A 19,871-nucleotide genomic window follows, 5' to 3' on the forward strand; every position below is an offset into this window, starting at 1 on the left:
TCTGACGGCAGGCTGATCACTCAACTATAAGTCTTTACTTATGCATGACCCAATTTTTATTCATTTTTGTTAATCCCTCATGAGCGCTAGTGTGGACCTGCGACCAAATTGAAACATTTGGTCACGCGTCGACCTGGTCTAGCAGGTCGTGGTGCCACCGGCTCAAGGGAACCTCCAAGTGATAACAAAGATCCTGATCGCCAACCGTGGTGAGATTGCCGTACGAATCGTACGAGCCTGCGCCGAAATGGGCATTCGCTCGGTTGCGATTTTTTCCGACGCCGACCGCCATGCCTTGCATGTGAAGCGTGCGGACGAGGCTCACAGCATCGGTGCCGAGCCACTGGCCGGTTACCTGAACCCGCGCAAGCTGGTGAACCTGGCGGTGGAAACCGGTTGCGATGCACTGCACCCCGGTTACGGTTTCCTTTCGGAAAATGCCGAACTGGCCGACATCTGCGCCGAGCGCGGAATCAAATTCATCGGCCCGTCGGCAGAAGTCATTCGCCGCATGGGCGACAAGACCGAAGCGCGCCGCAGCATGATCAAGGCGGGCGTACCGGTGACGCCGGGCACCGAAGGCAATGTCGCCGACATCGAAGAAGCCTTGGCCGAAGGCGACCGCATCGGTTACCCGGTGATGCTCAAAGCCACCTCCGGTGGTGGCGGTCGCGGTATCCGTCGCTGCAACAGCCGCGAAGAACTTGAACAGAATTTCCCTCGGGTGATTTCCGAAGCGACCAAAGCCTTCGGTTCGGCGGAAGTGTTCCTGGAAAAATGCATCGTCAACCCCAAGCACATCGAAGCGCAGATTCTCGGCGACAGCTTCGGCAACGTCGTGCACCTGTTCGAGCGGGACTGCTCGATCCAGCGCCGCAACCAGAAGCTGATCGAGATCGCCCCGAGCCCGCAACTGACCCCGGAACAGCGCGCCTACATCGGCGACCTCTCGGTACGCGCGGCCAAGGCTGTGGGTTACGAGAACGCCGGCACCGTCGAGTTCCTGCTCGCCGAGGGCGAGGTGTACTTCATGGAGATGAACACCCGGGTGCAGGTGGAACACACCATCACCGAAGAAATCACCGGGATCGACATCGTCCGCGAACAGATTCGCATCGCCTCCGGCCTGCCGCTGTCGGTGAAGCAGGAAGACATTCAGCACCGGGGTTTCGCGTTGCAGTTCCGCATCAACGCCGAAGACCCGAAAAACAACTTCCTGCCGAGCTTCGGCAAGATCACCCGTTACTACGCCCCCGGCGGTCCGGGCGTGCGCACCGACACGGCGATCTACACCGGCTACACCATTCCACCGTTCTACGACTCGATGTGTCTGAAGCTGGTGGTCTGGGCACTGACCTGGGAAGAGGCAATGGATCGTGGCCTGCGCGCCCTCGACGACATGCGTCTGCAGGGGGTGAAGACCACCGCCGCGTACTACCAGGAAATCCTGCGCAACCCGGAATTCCGTAGCGGCCAGTTCAATACCAGCTTCGTTGAAAGCCACCCTGAACTGACCAATTACTCGATCAAGCGCAAACCCGAAGAGCTGGCCCTGGCCATCGCCGCCGCCATCGCCGCCCACGCAGGCCTGTGAGGAATACAACAATGTCCAAGAAGATCTTTGTCACCGACACCATCCTGCGCGACGCTCACCAATCGCTGCTCGCCACCCGCATGCGCACCGAAGACATGCTGCCGATCTGCGACAAGCTCGACAAAGTCGGCTACTGGTCGCTGGAGTGCTGGGGCGGGGCGACATTCGACGCTTGCGTACGGTTTCTGAAAGAAGACCCGTGGGAGCGTCTGCGCCAGCTGCGTGCGGCGCTGCCTAATACGCGCCTGCAAATGCTCCTGCGCGGGCAGAACCTGTTGGGCTACCGCCACTACAGCGACGACGTGGTCAAAGCCTTCGTCGCCAAAGCTGCAGTAAACGGCATCGACGTCTTCCGTATCTTCGACGCGATGAACGACGTGCGTAACCTGCGCGTGGCGATCGAGGCGGTCAAGGCTGCCGGCAAACATGCCCAAGGCACCATCGCTTACACCACCAGCCCGGTGCACACCATCGACGCCTTCGTGGCGCAAGCCAAGCAAATGGAGGCCATGGGTTGCGACTCGGTGGCGATCAAGGACATGGCCGGTCTGCTGACCCCGTACGCCACTGGCGAACTGGTTCGCGCGTTGAAAGCCGAGCAATCGCTGCCGGTGTTCATCCACTCCCACGACACGGCCGGTCTGGCGACCATGTGCCAGCTCAAGGCGATCGAAAACGGCGCTGACCACATCGACACCGCGATCTCCAGTTTTGCCTCGGGCACCAGCCACCCAGGCACCGAGTCGATGGTCGCAGCGCTCAAGGGCACCGAGTACGACACCGGCCTGAACCTGGAACTTCTGCAAGAAATCGGTCTGTATTTTTACGCCGTGCGCAAGAAGTACCACCAGTTCGAGAGCGAATTCACCGCCGTCGACACCCGTGTGCAAGTCAACCAGGTGCCGGGCGGGATGATTTCCAACCTCGCCAACCAGTTGAAAGAGCAGGGCGCCCTCAACCGCATGGCCGAAGTGCTCGCGGAAATCCCACGGGTGCGTGAAGACCTCGGCTTCCCGCCGCTGGTGACCCCGACCTCGCAGATCGTTGGCACCCAGGCGTTCTTCAACGTGCTGGCCGGTGAGCGCTACAAGACCATCACCAACGAAGTGAAGCTTTACCTGCAGGGCGGCTACGGCAAGGCGCCGGGCGTGGTTAACGAGAAGCTGCGTCGCCAGGCCATCGGCAGTGAAGAAGTCATCGACGTGCGTCCGGCCGATCTGCTCAAACCGGAAATGACCAAGCTGCGTGCTGACATCGGCGCTTTGGCCAAGTCGGAAGAAGACGTGCTGACTTTCGCCATGTTCCCGGACATCGGTCGCAAGTTCCTCGAGGAGCGTGCCGCCGGTACCCTAACCCCGGAAGTGCTGCTGCCGATTCCTGAAGCCGGCAGGGTCGCCTCGGCGGGCGGCGAAGGCGTGCCGACCGAGTTCGTCATCGACGTCCACGGCGAAACCTACCGCGTCGACATCACGGGCGTCGGCGTGAAGGCCGAAGGCAAGCGTCACTTCTACCTGTCCATCGATGGCATGCCGGAAGAAGTGGTGTTCGAACCGCTCAACGAATTTGTCAGCGGCGGTAGCAGCAAACGCAAGCAGGCGTCGGCACCGGGCCACGTCAGCACCACCATGCCGGGCAACATCGTCGATGTCCTGGTCAAGGAGGGCGACACCGTCAAGGCCGGCCAGGCTGTGCTGATCACCGAAGCGATGAAGATGGAAACCGAAGTCCAGGCTGCGGTTGCCGGCAAGGTCACCGCGATTCATGTGGCCAAGGGTGATCGGGTGAATCCGGGTGAAATTCTGATCGAGATCGAAGGCTGAGATAACCGCCGCGAACCAACGCTTTAAACCTCGGGGGGGCATGTGCTCCCCTTTTTTTTGTCTGAATTTTTCACCTGTAGGAGCTGCCGAAGGCTGCGATCTTTTGATGTTGTTTTGGGTTAATAAAAACAAAGATCAAAAGATCGCAGCCTTCGGCAGCTCCTACAGAAAATGTTGTGTCAGTTAAAACTCCATGCGCCATTGGCCCATCACGCCGTGAGTGCGGCTGTCAGTGGCCATTTCACCGGTGAGACCAACACCGATCGTGTGATTGGCTGACAGCCCTAGGTCGAGGCCGGCGTCCACGGACAGGCTGTTTCGATCCAGCGCCGCACCGGCAATTTCAAAGCGTTTTCCGCCCTTGACCAGTTGCTGGCGGGTGTCGCTTTCGATCTCGCCAAAGGTGTGTTTCCAGCCGGCACTGAATCGCGGTGTCAGCGTCATGCCGTTATCCAGCCGACTGATTTTTGCCGTACGCAGGCCAAAGGTGCTGCTGAGGTTGTCGCGGGTTTGTCCGAAGACGTTCAGCGCCGCATCCCCACCTTTTTCACTGTAGCTGTCGCGCTGATAGCGCTGATAGCCAACACTGGCAAACGGCTCGAGCGTCGCGTTGTGTCGGCCAATATTGACCGCCAGTTCGGCAAAGGCCTGTTGGGTGTTGGCGTCGTAATTGCCCTTGAGGCGATCACTGAAACCGTTGAAGGCCACGCGACGTTTGCTGTCGCCGTCATGGCTGGCGTAGGTCGCCCCGAGACGCAGTGAGATCGGTCCGTCCTGGCGCACGGCATAGGCGCCAAGATGCCAGCTGTCGAGATCACCCTCATATTGGCGGGCGTCGAGTCGGGTCTGCGATTTACCGCCGATCAGGCCGACATGCCATTGCTCGTTGAGCCGCCAGTCCGCGCCCATGACCAGACCTTGGGTGGCGTGTTTGAGGGTACTGTCGAAGTCGCGGTCGACCTTGCCGCCATGACCGAGCGCCTGAATCCACACTCGCCCGGAGTCGGCAGCGCCGGCAGCCTGACGCGGCGAGGTGCCGGAACTGTAAGCCGAGCCGTAACGGCTATTCAGCTGCTGCATGGCCGAAAGCATGCTCGCGCTCACCGGAGTGATGCTGCTCAGGGTGGCTTTGGCGAGATTGGCATTGCTGCCGGCGGCGAGTTGTTCGAGGGCGACCGGTGCGGAGGTTTTGTCGCTGGTCAGCAATGCCGCGACGGCGGTGTTTGAAGGCTTTGTTGTTTGAGATGTTGCCGGTTTTTCGGCAGCGTCAGTGCGTGCAGGTACTGTTGCTGCGCGCGCCGTCGGTTCGACAATACTACTGGCGACTGAACGTCCATTGCGGGTCTTGGCAAGTACTGCGAGCGCTACATCACTGCGGGTGTAATTGAGGTTCACCCTTTGTTCTTCATAGGACAGCGTCGGAATCATGTAGGCGAGGTTGGTGGTGACCTCGCCGAATTCTCCTTCAATCATGTCGGCGGTCAGAATCAAGTGCTCCGTGTTGTCCGCGTAATTTCCGGGCATCCCGTGAACCTGAACCTGAGCGCCTCCCAAGGTTGCGGTGCCTTCGACCATTACGGGGTCTGACCCACCATCAGTAGAGACGCCATAGGAAAATACTGCGTCCTTAGCGAACTCCAGATCACCCTGGATTCTCGGCGCTCCATGCGCCCGGGACGCCACCAATGATCCGCCGACGTATAAGTTGGCAACGTGGCCGGAACCACCGAATACCGCCCCCTTGTCTACGGTTACCCCTCCAATCGAGCCATAGTTGACCAGTGCCGCCCCCGACTTGACGTCTGCGTCACCAGCAAATTCATGGCTGAGCGTCCATAGGCCACGGGCGACACGCAGACTTGAAAAATTGCGCGTCTCACCAATTTCACCGCCCTCGGTTCCGTTCAGTTGCAGGCCGTTGATGCCAGCGCCGCCGTCCAGGCGTCCACTCCAGCGGGCGCCGTTGTTGATCACCAGTAAATCGTCTCCTTCGCCCAGTTGCAGGGACACACCACCGACGCTCTCAACCGGACTGGAAAGAAACGAAATTGCCGTTGTGTAGGCATGCATGTCCCGATCAAAGGGATCGACGAGGTCAAACTCCTGGTCATCGTGTTCTTCCATGACGATCTCGGGAAATTTCAGATCCGCGTAGAAAGCATCGTCAAAATTCACCGTTGCGACGGCGGGCTTTCCAAGACTCCTGAGGAACGGTGCAGAGTGTTCGAGCGGTCCGATAAATTCCTCCACCGCAAAGAGGTCTTCGATCGGTTCCATCACGTTATCTGGAATAGCCGGAGCCACTGTTTTGGGGACGCGGGTTTTTTTTCGCGGCTTGCTGTCTTCTGTTTCTGCAGCGACGGGTGATTCGGGTTGTTGCGCTATCGAGGTTTCTACACAGCCGATTGCCAGTGCAATCGCCAAAGCCAGATGTTTCGGTTTGCAGATGTGTTGAGCGGGCATTGAATCGAGCCTCTGTTAGCAGGAGACCCAACTCTATTGATGCACCGAAAAATCCGATGTCGGCTGCTTCCCGCAGGCTTGCAGGCGACATCGCATCGTTTTGTAGAAAATGACCGTGTGATCTTGAACCCGAAGTTTTACTCGGCTTCAGCGGTGCCGTTTCCTACACTCAATCAAGACCCCGCCGACTGTTCAACCTCAAAAACTCATCTGCCACTGCCCGATCAGACCGTGATTGCGGCTATTACTGCCGATCTCACCGCTGTATCCCACACCCAAGGTATGCCGCGCCGAGATTCCCACATCCAGCCCGGCCTCCAGCACCAGGCTGTCGCGATCCAGCGAGCTGCCATCGACACTGAACGCTGTGCCGCCGGTCACGAACGCCTGGCGCGTGGAGCTGCTGACATCGCCATAGGTGTGTTTCCAGCCAGCAGCCATGCGCGGGGTCACGCTCATGCCGTTGTCCAGGCTGTTCAGGTGCGCCAGGCGCAGGCCGAAGGTGCTGCTGAAGTTGTCCTGGGTCTGGCTGTCGACTTGCAGCGCGGCGGCGCCACCCTTTTCCTGGTAGCGGTCGCGGTGGTAGCGCTGATAGCCGAGGCTGGCGAACGGCTCGGCGCTTAGGCGGCCGCTGCCCATGGCGTAGCCGAGTTCGGCGAAGGCTTGCTGACTGTCGGCGTCGTAATCGCCTTTGGGGCGGTCGCTGAAACCATTGAAGGCGATGGTGCGTTTGCTTTCACCCTGATGGCCGCTGTACGCCGCGCCCAGACGCAGCGACATCGGGCCGTTCTGATGCAATGCATAGACACCGGCGTGCCAGCTCTCGACGTTGCCGTCGACGCCGGTCGCGTCCAGATCGGTTTTCGAATAGCCGCCCAGTACGCCCAGGCGCCATGCCGGGTTCAGTGACCAGTCGGCGCCCAGCACGCTGCCCTTGGTGCGTTGTTCGAGACCACTGCTGCCGTGTTCGCCATCGAGCTTGCCGTAGCCGCCGATGCCTTGCAGCCAGAGGCGCCCGCGAGCATTCGGATCATTCAGATTGCGCGCCTCGGACGGCACGCCATTGGCTGCCAGTACGGGTGTGTCGCGCTGATCAAGGCCGACCAGCAGTCCCGGGCTGCCGCCCATTTGCTGCATTGCCGAGAGCATGCTGCTGCCGACCTGACTGCTGGCGCCGAGGGTGGCGCTGGTCAGGTTGGCGTTGCTGGTGCCGGCCAGTTGTTCGATCGCCGCACCCGCACTGCTTTGGCTGGTATTGAGCAAGGCGTTGTACAAGGCGTTGTCTTTGCCGATCGAGGCGAGGCTGTTGGCGGCGTTGCTGCCGTTGCCGGACGTGGCGAACGCATTGAACGCTACGTCATTGCGGGTGTAGGTCAGATCGACCTGCGTCGGCGTGTAGGCGAGGGTCGGCGTCAGGAACGCATAGTCGCTGCTGACCTTGCCGAAGGTGTCGTTGACCTGCGCCGCTTGCAGCACCGTGTAGTGGCTCTGCCAGGGATAGGTGCCAATGCCGGGATTGACGGCGAGCGTTGCGCCGTTGAGGTTGGCGATGCCGCCGACCTGTACCGGCGCGCTGCTGCCGTCGGCGTTGACGCCATAGGCGAGGGTGGCTGCGCTGCCCATGTTCAAATCACGAACGATCGTGGCGCGGCCGAGGCTGGTGTCGGTGCGCAACGTGCCGTTGACGTTCAGATTGCCCACCGAACCGCCACCGGCATACACACCGCCGGCATCCACGCTCAGGTTGCCAGCGATGCTGCCTTGGTTGATCAGGGTGGCGCCGTTGCGCACCGCGCCGCCGTCGCTGAAATCATCATGTCCGGTCAGCGTCCACGCGCCTTGCTTGACCTCCAGCCATTCGAAATTGCGACTGGCGCCGAAGCTGCCACCGGCCGCGTCATCCATCACCACCCGGTCGTAACCGCTGCCGCCATCCACCACGCCGACAAAGCGACTGCCGTTGCGCAAGGTCAGGCTGTCGTTACCACCGCCCAGATCCAGCGCCAGGCCATTGCTGCCGCTGATCGTGCCGCCGTTGATGACGTTGTCGGCGAAATCACCGACGAACTTCACGCCGAAACCGTTGAGGCCTTGAATGGTGCCGAAGTTTTCCAGGGTGGTCGCCGCCAGCCCCGAACCGCCACTGCCATCGTCGACCAGAATGGCGCTGTCAGCCCCGCTGATCAGCGCGCCGCTGGCGTTGAGAATGTAGCCGCCACCCAGCGCGATACCTTCGCTTCCGTTGGCGAAACCGCCCTTGTCCACACCGCCCGCACCGACGCCCTGAATGGTCCCGTAGTTTTCGATATGGGCAATCTTGTCGATGTCGACACCGTCGCCGTCACCGTTCGCTTGCAAGCCTGAGTAGGCCCCGGTGATGGTGCCGTGGTTGATCACCGTGCCATCGCCGTCGGAACCGAAGCCGGAACCGTTGCGGCCAGTAATCTGCCCGTAGTTGATCAGCGTCGCGCCAAGATCGGTGGTGATGCCATGCCGGCCGCCGGAAATCACCCCGTAGTTGGTCACGCTGACACCGCTTGCAGAATCGATATCGATGCCGTCGAACTTCTCGTCGGTATTGTGCGAATCGCCGGACGAAATCTCGCCATAGTTGCTGATCGTCGCATTCGCGCCGGTCTTCATGCCGTCGCTGGCGTCGCCGCGAATCAGCCCGCCGACGCGGTTGATAATGGTGGTCTTCACGCCGTCACTGCGCAGCGCATCGAGATCCAGTCCCTGGCCGGTGGTGGAGCGAATCACGCCGCTGTTGTCGATCAACAGGCTGCCGCTGACAAAGTTGCTGTCGATACGCAGCGCGTCGTTGGCACCGAGAATCTGCCCGCCGCTGCGGTTGTAAATCGTGTAGTTGCGCGCCTGGGTCAGGTCGCCACTGCTGTCGATGGCCCGGCCACCGCTGGAAACGATTTTGCCGGCGTTGTCGATCACCACACCGGCACCGCTGGTCTTGTCTTTCAGGCTCACGGCCTTGCCGCTGTTGGTGATGCTGCCCGGCGCGGAAATCGTCAACGTGTCGCTGCCACCCAGGGTTTGCGCTGCAGTGGTGGCGGTGTCGATCTGCACGGTTTTAGCGTTTGCCGACGTAGCGGTGATCAATAGGGCAATGGCGAGAGACAGACGCTGAGGCGGGAACGGCATGGGTGGACGGCCTTTTTGTTATAAGCGGGCCGTCCTGTATAGCGAAGGGTTTTTACAGAATGATGTCTTTGAGGTGATGAGTCACTGATCACGACGCACGTAAGCCTTACCGTAATGCCGCTCCATGCGCGCTTGAATCAACTCCAGGCCAATCGACATCAGCCAGTAAATGATCGCCGCCGTCGTCAGCATTTCGATGTAGCGGTAGCTTGAGCGTCCGTAGGACTGGGCGAGAAACATCACTTCCCAGACCCCCATCACCGAAATCAGTGACGAGTCCTTGAGCATCGAGATGAACTGGTTGGTCGTGGGCGGGATGATCGTGCGCATGGCTTGCGGCAGGGTGATGCGCCAGAAAATCACCGTCTCGCGCATTCCCAAGGCCAGTGAAGCTTCGCGCTGGCCGTGGTCGACACCGAGGATGCCGGCGCGGAAGATTTCGCTGAGATAGGCGCCGTAGTTCAACGACAGGGCAATGATGCCCGCGACGATGGCGCCAGGCACGATGCCCAGTTGCGGCAAGCCCAGGTAGATCAGCAGGATCTGGATGAGCAGTGGCGTGCCGCGAAAGAACGAGGTGTAAAAACTGGCGATGCCGAACGCCACGGCGCTTTTCGACAGCCGCGCCAATGCCGTGACGAAGCCCAGCAGGGACGAGGCAACAATCGAGCACATACACAGGAAAAGCGTCAGCGCCGCACCCTGCAAAAAGCCGTTGGGCGCGAGGTGCAGGCCGACCAGATTCGGCAGTTTGTCGAGGATGATCGAGAACTTCAGGTCGAAGCTCAGGAAGAACCCGGCGAACAGACAGAACAGCGCTGCCCACGTCAGGTACAGCCGCGTACGAAAACCGAACAAGCGTTGCAGGCGTGATTCAGCCACCGCTTGCGGTGGCTGTGGAGGTGTCGGGAAAGAAGTCATTGGCTGATATCAGCACCGATCCATTTTTGCGACAGCTTGCTCAGGGTGCCGTCCTGTTTCAGTTGCGCGAACACCTCGCGAACTTTGGCATCCCATTGCGCGTCACCCTTTTCGATGGCCACCGAATTCGGTTCCGAATACAACGGCGCCCCCGCCAGTTTGAAGCGTTTGTCCTCGTTAAGGCGTGGTTGCGCGGTGACGAGGTTGGTGAGGATGGCATCCAGGCGCACGCCGGCGCCCAGACCCAAATCCTGGAAGGCGACGTTGTCGGTGTCGTACGGCGCGATCTGCACATCGTCGAACGGATACTGCAACTGCGTGTCTTCGGCGCCTTCGATGACCAGGTTCTTGTTCAGATAGCTTTCGTAACTGGACGCGCTGGTGAGGCCGACTTTTTTGCCGCTCAGATCTTTGGCAGCGTGGATCCGCTCATCCTTGGCGTTGACCACAATCACTGCCGGCGAGGCGTAGTACTCGACCGGGAAATCGAACACTTCGGCGCGGGCCTTGCTCGGTGTCATCGAGCAGATGCAGATGTCGTAGCGCCCGCTCCAGCGGCCGGCGGCAATGACGTCCCACGACGGCGTTTCGAGTCGCAACTTGACGCCTAACTTGTCAGCCACGGCTTTGGCGACATCCACGTCGAAGCCATCGAGCTGGTTCTGGTCATTGAGAAACGAGAACGGCGGATAGCTTTCCATCAGTACGCCAACCAGTTCTTTCTTTTGCTCGATACGGTCCAGCGTAGTGCCACCAAAGGCTTGCGTGGAGGCGGCCAGAATGGTCAGGCCCAAGGCCAGTAGCGGTTGAAATTTCACAGTCGATCCCTGAGCAAAAAAGAGGTTGTTATTAACCGGATGGTGCGTATTAAATAGTTATAAGAACGACTCTGATAGTGAGTTATTTTCATAAGCATATGAGTGAAAAGCATATGGCCGCAGGAAGCACGATTATTCTCGATGGCGGCATGGGCCGTGAATTGCAGCGCGCCGGTGCGCCATTTCGTCAGCCGGAGTGGTCGGCGCTGGCGTTGAGCGAGGCGCCGCAAGCAGTTGAGGCGGTACATGCCGCTTATATCGCCAGTGGTGCCAACGTGATTACCACCAACAGTTACGCCGTGGTGCCGTTCCATATTGGCGAAGAGCGTTTCGCCGCTGAAGGGCAGGCGCTGGCAGCATTGGCCGGTGAGCTGGCGCGGCGTGCGGTGCAGGCCTCGGGGAAATCCGTGCGAGTGGCCGGCTCATTGCCGCCGCTGTTTGGCTCCTATCGTCCGGATCTGTTCAACGCCGAGCGAGTGACCGAGTTGCTGGCGCCCTTGGTCGATGGCCTGGCACCGCACGTTGATCTGTGGCTGGCGGAAACCCAGAGTTCGATCGTCGAGGCGCGCGCCATTCGCGCCGGGTTGCCGAAGGATGGCAAACCGTTCTGGTTGTCGTTCACCTTGAAGGACGAGGACACTGATGAAGTGCCGCGCCTGCGCTCTGGTGAGCCCGTCGCCGAAGCCGCTGCAGTGGCGGCCGAGTTGGGCGTCGAGACATTGTTGTTCAATTGCAGTCAGCCGGAAGTGATCGGTGCCGCGATTGATGCCGCGCGTGACACCTTCGAGCGTCTGGGGGTGAACATTCACCTTGGCGCCTATGCCAATGCGTTTCCGCCGCAGCCAAAAGAGGCAACCGCCAATGACGGACTCGATCCGTTGCGCGATGACCTGGATCCGCCGGGTTACTTGCACTGGGCGATTGACTGGCAGCAGCGCGGTGCCAGCCATTTGGGCGGTTGCTGCGGGATCGGGCCGGAGCACATTGCGGTGCTGGCGCAAAAGCTGGGCTGAAAATAGATCAAAAGATCGCAGCCTTTGGCAGCTCTAGGGTCAACGTCAATCCCGTGTAGGAGCTGCCGCAGGCTGCGATCTTTTGCTTTTCAGATAATCAGGAACGGCACTCGACCAAACCTTTCACCTGCCCGTCGGGCGTCTGATTTTCATCCGACAGCCACCGCTCGAAACCTGCCGCAATTGCCGGCCACTCGCCATCCAGAATCGAGTACCACGCGGTGTCGCGGTTCTGCCCTTTGACCACCATATGCTGGCGAAACACACCCTCAAAGCTGAAACCCAAACGCTCGGCGGCGTACTTGGAGCGGGCGTTGCCGTTGTTGCATTTCCATTCGAGGCGACGGTAGCCGAGGTCGAAGGAATATCTGGCCAACAGGTACACCGCTTCGGTGCTTCTCGGCGAGCGCTGCATCGGCGCGCCGAAGGTGACGTGGCCGATTTCGATACGGCCCTGGGCCGGGACAATCGACATCAGGCTGAGGATGCCTTGTACCTGACCGCTGGCGCGATCGACGACGCTGAAGAAATACGGGTCGCTGGCCGCCGCGTGGTTGTTCAGCCATGCGTCGAACGCTGTGCGCTCCGGGAATGGGCCGTAGGGCAGATAATCCCAGAGTTTCGGGTCGGCACCGGGGCCTTCGAGGGCGGCGAACAGCTGGTCACCGTGGCGCGCCGGGTCGAGTCTTTCCAGGCGAATGAAACGCCCTTCAAGCAATGTGGCAGTGGGGGCGGGGACGCCTTTCCAGTCTGCGAGCGATGCGGTCATGCGTGCGTCTCCTTAAAGGGCTTTGCGAAACTGGATGAAGCCCGGGCGTTCGGCGATGCGCTCATAGAGCTGGATCGCGGTGGCGTTGGTTTCGTGGGTCAGCCAGTGCACTTTGCAGCAGCCGTCAGCCTTGGCCGTGGCGTAAACGTGTTCGATCAGCAGACGGCCGACGCCAGTGCCGCGAGTTTCTGGCGCAACCAGCAAGTCTTGCAGGTAGCAGGAGTTTTCAATACTCCAGTTCGAGCGATGGTAGATGTAATGCACCATGCCCACCGCTTTGCCATCGGACCAGGCGAGGGCGGCGTGCGTTGGTTCGTTCGGGTCGAGAAAGCGCTGCCAGGTGCTTTCCGTCACCGCTTCTGGCAGCTCGGTGTTGTAGAAACGCAGATAGGCCTGCCACAGCGGCAACCACGCGGCGTGGTCGTCGACGCTGACCGGGCGAATATCGATCTGACTCATGGTGATTTCCTTAGCGCATCAGTCGGGCGAGGGTTTGATCATTGATTTCCGGGCTGGCGGCCAGGCCTTCGCGCACGCCGGCAATGTCTTCGGCGCTGCGGTTCTGGCTGAGCTTGCGCTTGCCTTCGAGACGGTCGATGGGAATGGCAAATCCGACGATCGCTTTGAGCATGCCGTCGATGTAGTCGGCGGGCGCATCGGCGACTGCCCACGGCTGTGCGCGGCCGGCTTCATGGCGGTCGGTGAGGGTGCTGACGATGTCGAGCAGGCGCCCGCCATCGCTGAAGGTTTCGGCGTGGCCATAGGCATGCACGGCGATGTAGTTCCAGGTCGGCACGACTTTGCCGTGTTCGGCTTTGCTCGGGTAAAAGCCCGGGCTGACATAGGCATCGGCGCCGGCAAAGATCAGCATCGCTTCGGCGCCGTCGCGCAGGTCTTTCCACTGTGGGTTGGCGCGGGCCAGGTGCCCGTACAGCGTGCCGTACTCGCCTTGTTCGCAATGCAGCAGCACCGGTACATGACTGGCCTGCAGGCCGCTTTCGCCATGGGTCACCAGAATGGCGAGACGAGTAGCGAGGATCAGTTCGTGCAGTTGGGACAGGTCTTCGATGGCAAAGGCGCGTGGCGTGTACATGGACAGAATTTCCTTGGCGAATGCCAGCATCGTAGGCAGGCTATTGGTCTGTTGTAAGAGCCATTGATGACCAATTTCATAGGTCCATTGTCATGCCCGAGTCGCTGCCGTTATCCATGCCCTTCAACCCTGCCGGAATCGAGCTTGATCGACGCCAGGGTTTGAGCCGTCAGCTGTATCAGGCTTTGCGCCTGCGCGTACTGGATGGACGGCTGGCAAGTGGCACACGGTTGCCGGCCAGTCGCGATCTGGCGGCGGCGTTGGGGATTTCGCGCAACAGCGTCGTGCGCGCCTACGATCAACTGTATGCCGAAGGCTTTATCGAAGGGCGAGTAGGGGACGGGACCTACGTCGCACAGTTGATGCCGGCAGGGACCTCGTCAGAAAAACTATCCACAAAAGTATCCACAGGGTTTTCAACAGGCTTACCCACAGACTTATCCACAAATTGGCTGGATTTACCTGTGATTCCATCCAGTAAAGTTATCCACAGTGGTGGTTTTTCCCGCATCGAAAACAACCATTTACCCAGACCGCCGAGTGGTCCACCGCGCGCTTTTCGGGTCGGGGTTCCAGCGTTTGATCTGTTCCCGTTTGAGGTGTGGGCCAAGCTGAATGCGGCTTTCTGGCGCAAACCGGATCTGGAGCAATTGTGCTATGGCGATCCGTCCGGCGATGCGCGTTTGCGCGCGATGATCGCCGCCTACTTGCGCAGTTCGCGTGGCATGCAGTGTTCGGCTGAACAAATTGTGATCACCAGCGGCGCCCAACAAGGCATCAGCCTTTGTGCACAGTTGCTGGTGGAGCCCGGCGATGGCGTGGCAATCGAGAATCCGGGCTACCGCGCGGCCGGTCATGCGTTCGCGGTGGCGGGAGGTCGTTTGCATGGTATTGCGGTGGACGAAGAGGGCATGGATTGCTCGGCGCTGTCGGCCACCCACGATTGTCGAGTGGTCTATGTGACGCCCTCTCATCAGTACCCGACCGGCGTAGTGATGAGCCTTGCCCGGCGCCTTGAGTTGCTTGCCTGGGCCGAGCGCAACCAAGGCTGGATTGTCGAGGATGACTACGATGGCGAATACCGCTACACCGGTGCACCGCTGGCGCCGTTGGCGGCACTCGATCGACAGGGGCGAGTGCTGTATGTCGGCACCTTCGGCAAGGTTGCCTTTCCGGCATTGCGCCTCGGTTATCTGGTGCTGCCCCCGGCGCTGGTGGATGCCTTCTCGCAACGCCGGGCAGTGGATGTCCGCCATTCCGAGGTGAGTACCCAAGCGGTGATGGCCGAGTTCATGGCAGCCGGGCATTTCCAGCGGCATATCCGGCGCATGCGCCGCGCCGCCTTGAGCCGCCGCAATACCCTGCTCGAGGGTTGGCCGACCGTCATCGACGGGGTGGGCGATTTGCCCGCTGTCTCGGCGGGGCTGCACCTGACCGTTGCCGTGGACAGCATCGAGCGTGAGCAGCAATTGATTGCGCAAGCGGCTGGCGTCGACGTCGAGATCAACGGCTTGAGCCGTTACTGGCTGCCGGACTCCACGACAGCGTCGGACCAGCGCGCCGGGCTGGTCCTGGGCTTTGCGGCCGTCCCTGAACCTGACATTACAGCGGCGCTGAAGCGCTTGCGGCAGGTTTGGCAGGCGTGAAGAACAGACGCTCGGCTGATTGCCGGGAAACCTCGCTGCGATGGATTTCGATGAGCTGCGTACTGCTGAGATTGCTCGGTTCGTAGGAGCCGCCCAAGTGTCGTTGCGCAACTGTTTTCATATGCCCGGCGGTGAACGAAGCGGCGGAAGCGTCGGCACTGTTGTAGTGGAAATGGGCGTAACACAGCACCTTGCCGGCGTGGGTATCGCGTACTTCGTACTCGTCTAGAAAATCTTTTGTACGACCTTTGAGCCGGCGACGGGTGATGGTTTGAGTGATCTTCACTTCACCTTTGTCTTTGAGCCATTGGACCCCCGCCGCACTCGGCGGCTGTTGCTTGATCAGTCTGATGCGGGTGCTGGTACCTTTTTCGTCGAGGGCGTTAGCGGCCTGATCAAGCTTGTGCCCGAGTTCTTCGGTGGGTTTTTTGAGGTCCGCGGTCAGATTGCTCGCGGTCAGGGCTTCATCGAGAGCCGCATTGGCTTCGCGCAAGGCAGCGGCATGTCTGTGGTATTCCTCCTCGACTTCGACCGGTATCCGCCGCCCTCGTTTGAGCTGAGCCTCGATCCGTCGATGGAACGCCTCCAAGCCATCGATCAGGGCCTGGCCTTCACGAATGCTGGTATTGAGCGTGGGGCTGGCCTTGGCCGGTTTGGGTTGGGTCTTGCGCTGCTCCACCCAAACACCGGGTGACTCTTCCTGGAATGTGGCGATGACCCCGGTCAGGGTGGTTCGCACCTCTACCTGGTCGGCGTCCTGACCTTTGATGCGCTGTTTCCGTTCGCCGACCACCGTGCCTCTGGACTTGGTTTTGATGATCCGCCGCGTCGAAGATGATGCAGGTCGGGATCTGGAAGTCCCGGGCTCTTGCTCCAGCAAGTGCTTGTAGCGCAGCAGCTCGACCAATTTTTCATCTGTGCGGACCTTGAACGCGATCACCCGGTTGCGCACATGCTCAAGTCGTGCGGTATTGATCTGCTCGGGATAATCGATGAGCAGATCGCCAAAGCGTTGATCGATGGCGGAAAATCGTTCGGCCACGTTGCTCAGGACAGCCGTGCGTTCGCGCAGGTTGTCGAGGCTTTCATCCGCGGTCAGATTCAGCGTGCTCTGGATGCTCAGCGCAGCGTCTTCGATGAGATTGGCCAGTGTCCGATAGGCATTGGCGGTGTTCGCTGTTGCACCGGCCTTGATGCAGATCTCCTGGCCGAGACTGATCTGCAAGAGTTTGAGGTCGTTCAGATCATATTCAGGCAACGAGTTGCGATAGGTGTGCACGACCTCGACAGCTTTTTTCCCCAACAACTTCAGTTCGTCAAAACGGCTCTGCGCCAACTCCGTTTTTTCAATGATGGCTTGGGTCTGTTCGGTCATTTCTTCGAAGATCCGCACAAACGCCTGTGGTGCGAAGCCGGCTTCATTGGCAAGCATTACCTTCATTATGCTCAGGTTGGCGTCGAACTCCGTGGCATGCAGGTCGAGCCATTCCTGCCCAAGAAACAGCTGCATCTGCAGCCGTTGAATCATGACGGTGCGGTAGTTGGGAATGGGCTCCATTTGGTTCAACTCCTTGATCTGCTCAATGTTCGCACCGTACGCCTTGTGCTGTGAATCGAGCGTCGCCAGGTATTGCTCGCGCGCCTGTGCGCGTGCTGGCGCGAGCGCTGCGTTGAAGTTGTCGTGGTCGGCGTCACGTTGAATGCTCTTGGCTTCCATCGTTGCGTCGAACGCACTGATTTCGGCGGTCAGTTGCCTGGCATGAGGTTTGTTGGCGCTTTGAGCGTTCTCGAGAGCGCTGTCGAGTCCGCCACCGCGCAAGCGCAATCGAAGGTCGACCACCCATTGGCCATTGGCAGTGCGCGCCAGTGGCGGGCCGTTACGCGGCGGTTGCTGGCGCGAGTCGATGATTTGCACTTGGTCGTGTTCATTGATCACCACCTCAAACCAGCGCGTGCCCACGGGGGCGTACCATTTGTTCTGATGAGCGTAGAGGTGCTGGTGCGTGCCCTCTCTGGCGGCGTCGCCGATGTCTTTGGGTTTGGCGATCTGCAAACCGTCGAGCAGCGCTGCCAGCGCGACCGGAGATCGTTTCAGTGCGGTAAAAGGGTTGACCACCATCTCATGCGCGATGGGCAGCGCGGTGCTGGAAATGTCCGGCAATTGCAGCGGTTTGCTGACAACGAGGTCGGTTGTGACGGTGGGTGTCGGTTCTTCCACAGGGATCGGCTCGCTGCGTGGCTTGTCGCCCACCGCTGCGCGATGAGCGAGCACCATGCCCAACGCCAGCAGCATGTCAGCGAGGGCTGTCCAGGCCATCTTGCCCGGTTGCTCATTAGCGACGTCGCTGATTTCCTGCAGGTCGTCCATCATCTGCCAGATCCACGCCGCCGTGCCGACGCTGCGCCCCAGGAACGGTAAAGCCGCGTTGAACATCAGCCAGCCGCCGTGTTTAAGGGTGGCCCAGCGTGCTTCTGCATCAGAGACCGATTGGCGGTCAGCCTGGGTAATGACCGCTTGCACATTGCTGTTATGCAGAGTCGCCAGTACATCGTAACCAATCGCAGCAGTTGCCAGTGCGACAGGGCCGGACATGTCGAGGGCGGTGAACGGATTCACCAGCAATTGCGGGATCGTCCAGACCGAAGGCAGTCGGGCGGTGAAGACGAACTGGCTGTAGTTGAAGCGCACATCGTCCGGCAACCAGGCCAGGACCGATTCGCGCAGATCGCGTGAATGCTGGATCTCGTACAGCAAGTTGGCGTGCGAGGGGAATTGCATCAACGGCGTTTCGAACAGCGGTCGATAGAGCACGCACGGTCCTTTATCGACTTCGCGCGGACCAATGACGAACATGTTCATGACGGTGTCCGCCCGTGAACCGCTGCGATGGGCGAGGAACGCCAGCGGGCGAATAACGATTTCGTTGCGATCGACATGACGCTCATCGTCAGTGCTGGCCAGTGCCGCAACGACATAGCGGTAACCTTGGTCGGTGATGCCGGCCTTGCCCTGTATTTTGTGCTGCAACGCCAGCAGCGGCAGTTCGATGGGCAACTGGCTGGTGTAAAGCCCCTGTAGCGTCGAGGCCTGTTCGCTGTCGTCGATCAGCAGGTTTTGCAAGTGCGCCGGGTAGGTCTTGCCGATATCGACGCGGGTCACCAGTTGTTCCAGATAGCTGGCGGTCATCCACTCAGGCAACACACCGCCATTCTTGTAACGTACGATTTTGTTGCCTGCCGGTTGTCCCGCGAGGTTCTGCAATGCCAGTTCAATGAGTGACAGCGTCTGGGTCTGGGTATTGCCCGGCAAGACGAATGTGCCCCAGACCACCAGGCTGGTGATGCTGATTTCGATGTCATCGATCCTTACCTCGCCGGCCTGTGGATGATCCTTGGCGATCTGTCGTTGCAATGCATCGCGGGCAAACGCTTGCAGACTGATGACTTCGTTCTGGAATGATTTTCCCTTGTTCTCATGCTGCACCGTGGTCAGGTCCAGCAAATGCCGGCTGTAACGGGTCTGGTCTGCGGGGGAGGCGTTATCGAGCCAGGCCGGCAGCATCTGCCGCAGGCCCTCGAAATGAGGTTTGAGGCGCGGTGTCGGTGTGCGCGGATCGCCGCCGGTTCCGGTGTGCGGGTACAGCTCGGTGGCGTTCGAGCCCTGAAAGAAATTGATGGCCCCCAGCGCTTCGGCTTCCAGTGCGATCAGCGTGCAGGCCTGGTAGTCGAAGAAATGGCCCTGCGGTTCCACCAGTCGCCATTGCAAACCGGCCCCGGAGGCGCCTTTCCAGTAACGACGCGGCAGGGCTTCTCCGAGTTTTTCCAGTGATTCAAAGCTCTCGAATCCGTGGATCACCGAATGGGTCATGACCAGCGTGCGCTTGCCGCTGGTGCCGATCAGCACGGCGGTATCGAGCAGGGTCACGTGGCTTTGTTGATCGCCCTCGCCGCGATCAAGATCAATCAGGCAGGTACGTGTCTTGTATTTGTCGGTGGGCAGTCGCTGATGTTTCTCGGGATGCTTGTACACCGCTTCGACCATGGCGCGCTGGTCGGCATCCCAGCCATGACTCGCATCGACCTTCCACAAGTTGTGCAAGGCCTGTGACAACTGCTGCCAGCGCGGTTGACCCGGGTAGGTGAATTCGTCCCAGTAATGGACCTGATGTTCCTTGAAGGCAGTGAACAGCAACGGCGCCAGCTCATTGAGCAGTTTGCCGATCGCGCTGATTTTCACCGGTAACTGGATGGCTGACGGCAGGTCGGGCTGCAGGGTCAGATAATGCTCACCGTCGAGATACGCCACGGTGGTGCCGGAAAGACCCAGACGTACCAGTGTGTCGGTCAGCGATTCGATGAGGTGGCGGCCGGGGACGACCTGATCATCCTCAATGACCCAGGTCGGTCTCACGACCATGGCCAATAGCGGGTCGAGATCGAGGTCGGGGTACAACTTCCTGAGCGCCGGGCGCAGCGTTTTCGAGGCGACTTCGCGCAGCGAAGGGCCGGTCACCAGTTGGGTCACGACATCGATGGCACTGGGCGAGGGGATTTCGGGCATGGGCAACTCCTGCTCTG

At 60.1% G+C, this 19,871-nt stretch carries 12 protein-coding genes; 4 read left to right on the top strand and 8 right to left on the bottom strand.

Going from position 1 to position 19,871, the window contains the following annotated elements; genetic code table 11:
• Positions 1-178 precede the first annotated feature (178 nt).
• Complete coding sequence (locus M9827_RS12005) at positions 179-1,594, top strand: acetyl-CoA carboxylase biotin carboxylase subunit (RefSeq protein ID WP_025112637.1); 1,416 nt, start codon at positions 179-181, stop codon at positions 1,592-1,594.
• Positions 1,595-1,605: 11 nt separating this feature from the next.
• On the top strand, positions 1,606-3,414 hold the full coding sequence (gene oadA / locus M9827_RS12010) for a sodium-extruding oxaloacetate decarboxylase subunit alpha (protein WP_250605616.1): 1,809 nt from the start codon (positions 1,606-1,608) through the stop codon (positions 3,412-3,414).
• Positions 3,415-3,597: 183 nt separating this feature from the next.
• On the opposite strand, the gene M9827_RS12015 is transcribed toward oadA, so the two are convergent.
• The 4 genes from M9827_RS12015 to M9827_RS12030 all read right to left on the bottom strand — a co-directional run bounded on the left by M9827_RS12015 (position 3,598) and on the right by M9827_RS12030 (position 10,772).
• A complete protein-coding gene (locus M9827_RS12015; RefSeq protein ID WP_502943447.1) occupies positions 3,598-5,877 on the bottom strand; it encodes an autotransporter outer membrane beta-barrel domain-containing protein in 2,280 nt (759 codons plus the stop codon).
• 198 nt (positions 5,878-6,075) lie between these two features.
• A complete protein-coding gene (locus tag M9827_RS12020) occupies positions 6,076-9,033 on the bottom strand; it encodes an autotransporter outer membrane beta-barrel domain-containing protein (RefSeq protein WP_250605618.1) in 2,958 nt (985 codons plus the stop codon).
• Between the two features lie 81 nt (positions 9,034-9,114).
• Positions 9,115-9,954 carry an amino acid ABC transporter permease gene (locus tag M9827_RS12025; protein ID WP_250605619.1) on the bottom strand — a complete coding sequence of 280 codons (840 nt, stop codon included), beginning with the start codon at positions 9,952-9,954 and terminating at the stop codon, positions 9,115-9,117.
• The gene (locus M9827_RS12030; protein ID WP_064389623.1) at positions 9,951-10,772 is read right to left on the bottom strand and encodes an ABC transporter substrate-binding protein; all 822 of its coding nucleotides are present in this window, start codon (positions 10,770-10,772) and stop codon (positions 9,951-9,953) included. The genes M9827_RS12025 and M9827_RS12030 overlap by 4 nt, the downstream gene beginning before the upstream one ends.
• A 113-nt stretch (positions 10,773-10,885) precedes the next feature.
• Between M9827_RS12030 and M9827_RS12035 the strand changes: the two genes are divergently transcribed.
• The gene (locus M9827_RS12035; RefSeq protein ID WP_250605620.1) at positions 10,886-11,785 is read left to right on the top strand and encodes a homocysteine S-methyltransferase family protein; all 900 of its coding nucleotides are present in this window, start codon (positions 10,886-10,888) and stop codon (positions 11,783-11,785) included.
• Positions 11,786-11,882: 97 nt separating this feature from the next.
• Here the strand turns inward: M9827_RS12035 and M9827_RS12040 are convergent, their stop codons facing one another.
• Genes M9827_RS12040 through M9827_RS12050 form a run of 3 tightly spaced genes read right to left on the bottom strand, consistent with a single transcriptional unit; the run spans position 11,883 to position 13,647 of the window.
• Positions 11,883-12,554, bottom strand: coding sequence for a GNAT family N-acetyltransferase (locus M9827_RS12040; protein ID WP_250605621.1), 672 nt, complete (start codon positions 12,552-12,554; stop codon positions 11,883-11,885).
• Positions 12,555-12,566: 12 nt separating this feature from the next.
• Entirely contained in the window at positions 12,567-13,013 is a 447-nt protein-coding gene (locus M9827_RS12045) for a GNAT family N-acetyltransferase (protein WP_250605622.1), read from the bottom strand.
• Between the two features lie 10 nt (positions 13,014-13,023).
• A complete protein-coding gene (locus M9827_RS12050; RefSeq protein ID WP_250605623.1) occupies positions 13,024-13,647 on the bottom strand; it encodes an FMN-binding negative transcriptional regulator in 624 nt (207 codons plus the stop codon).
• A gap of 92 nt (positions 13,648-13,739) precedes the next feature.
• On the opposite strand from M9827_RS12050, the gene pdxR reads away from it, so the two are divergent.
• Entirely contained in the window at positions 13,740-15,293 is a 1,554-nt protein-coding gene (pdxR, locus tag M9827_RS12055; protein WP_250605624.1) for a MocR-like pyridoxine biosynthesis transcription factor PdxR, read from the top strand.
• Here the strand turns inward: pdxR and M9827_RS12060 are convergent.
• Positions 15,250-19,854, bottom strand: coding sequence for a dermonecrotic toxin domain-containing protein (locus M9827_RS12060; RefSeq protein WP_250605625.1), 4,605 nt, complete (start codon positions 19,852-19,854; stop codon positions 15,250-15,252). The two genes, pdxR and M9827_RS12060, sit on opposite strands and share 44 nt — an antisense overlap.
• Between the last annotated feature and the right edge of the window lie 17 nt (positions 19,855-19,871).

Source organism: Pseudomonas sp. AKS31 (assembly GCF_023634765.1).
Taxonomy (GTDB): domain Bacteria; phylum Pseudomonadota; class Gammaproteobacteria; order Pseudomonadales; family Pseudomonadaceae; genus Aquipseudomonas.

Coding starts and splice junctions, on each gene's coding strand:
- M9827_RS12050 (WP_250605623.1), bottom strand. CDS start 13,647: ATGTACACGCCACGCGCCTTTGCCATCGAAGACCTGTCCCAACTGCAC.
- pdxR (WP_250605624.1), top strand. CDS start 13,740: ATGCCCGAGTCGCTGCCGTTATCCATGCCCTTCAACCCTGCCGGAATC.
- M9827_RS12025 (WP_250605619.1), bottom strand. CDS start 9,954: ATGACTTCTTTCCCGACACCTCCACAGCCACCGCAAGCGGTGGCTGAA.
- M9827_RS12045 (WP_250605622.1), bottom strand. CDS start 13,013: ATGAGTCAGATCGATATTCGCCCGGTCAGCGTCGACGACCACGCCGCG.
- oadA (WP_250605616.1), top strand. CDS start 1,606: ATGTCCAAGAAGATCTTTGTCACCGACACCATCCTGCGCGACGCTCAC.
- M9827_RS12060 (WP_250605625.1), bottom strand. CDS start 19,854: ATGCCCGAAATCCCCTCGCCCAGTGCCATCGATGTCGTGACCCAACTG.
- M9827_RS12015 (WP_502943447.1), bottom strand. CDS start 5,877: ATGCCCGCTCAACACATCTGCAAACCGAAACATCTGGCTTTGGCGATT.
- M9827_RS12035 (WP_250605620.1), top strand. CDS start 10,886: ATGGCCGCAGGAAGCACGATTATTCTCGATGGCGGCATGGGCCGTGAA.
- M9827_RS12020 (WP_250605618.1), bottom strand. CDS start 9,033: ATGCCGTTCCCGCCTCAGCGTCTGTCTCTCGCCATTGCCCTATTGATC.
- M9827_RS12040 (WP_250605621.1), bottom strand. CDS start 12,554: ATGACCGCATCGCTCGCAGACTGGAAAGGCGTCCCCGCCCCCACTGCC.